Annotated in this window: 2 protein-coding genes; both read right to left on the minus strand. The window is 46.3% G+C overall.

The features are described from left to right. Window positions 1-7: 7 nt before the first annotated feature. Window positions 8-850 carry a peptide chain release factor N(5)-glutamine methyltransferase gene (prmC, locus tag A3763_RS22400; protein ID WP_068513801.1) on the minus strand — a complete coding sequence of 281 codons (843 nt, stop codon included), beginning with the start codon at window positions 848-850 and terminating at the stop codon, window positions 8-10. Window positions 851-879: 29 nt separating this feature from the next. Next, window positions 880-1,207, minus strand: a 328-nt coding sequence (locus A3763_RS22405) for a peptide chain release factor-like protein (protein WP_304440839.1), incomplete at its 5' end; no start/stop codon positions are given.

Below are 1,207 nucleotides of genomic sequence, written 5' to 3' on the forward strand. Positions count from 1 at the left end.
ACTAGTCTTACCCAGTCCATTGGCCCTGGGTAACACGATCGTTACCGCCATAATCTTTACTTGTCTCGACCTGCTGATAACCCGCTTTTTTCAGTACTGACCTAACAAGCTCTGCCTGGTCATAGCCATGTTCAAAAAGTAGCCAGCCACCTGCTTCGAGAAACTCACGCGCATCATGCGTAATCTTTTTGATATCGGCCATCCCCTGATCTTCAGCAATCAGAGCAGAAGCAGGCTCAAATCGAACATCCCCTTCACGCAGGTGCTTATCTTTGGCATCGATATAGGGAGGATTACTAACAATCAGAGAAAAACGCTGCTCCCGGAATGCGGAAAACCAATCGCTGCAGAAGAACTCAACATGAGGAAGGCTATTCAAGTTTGCGTTTTGCCTTGCTAGCTCAATGACCTTTGGAAAACGGTCAACACCATTGACCTGCCATGCTGGGCGCTCACTAGCTAATGCCAAGGCTATCGCCCCCGTGCCCGTTCCGAGATCAAGTACTGAAATGGCGGACTTATCCAACGGCAAATTCAAAGCCCTTTCAACAAGCACTTCGGTATCAGGCCTTGGAATGAGAGTATGCTCATTAACCTTTAAATTTAGAGTCCAAAAATCTCGCTGACCAATTAGGTGGGCAATAGGACGCCCTTTTTGGCGTTGTGAAACAAGAGAAAGAAAGTGCTCGGTTTGGTCTTGATCCAGACTTTTATCAGGCCAGGTCCGTAAATAAGCACGCTCGCAATCGAGCACGTGACATAAGAGCAGCTCAACATCCAAAGATGCCGAACTGCTTGTCAATTCGAGGGATTTTGCCATCGCCTCTGAAATAGTCAGTTGATGGCTCATATCAAACTCCAATAAGCTATATCTACTTATTACTCACCCATAGAAGTGAGTAATTCAGCCTGATGCTCTTGCAATAAAGGCTGTAACACCTGGTCCAAATCACCTTCCATAACTTCAGCTAGCTTATAGAGCGTCAAATTAATTCGATGATCAGTCATGCGACCTTGAGGAAAGTTATAGGTTCTGATTCGCTCAGAACGGTCACCACTACCTACGAGACTTTTTCGTTGATCTGATTGTTCTTGAGCATGCGCTTCCTGTTCAGCCGTCAGTAGCCTCGATTGCAACAAAGATAGAGCGCGAGCCTTATTCTTATGCTGTGATCGTTCGTCCTGACACTCAACTACCACACCTGTT

The organism is Oleiphilus sp. HI0128 (genome assembly GCF_001635365.1).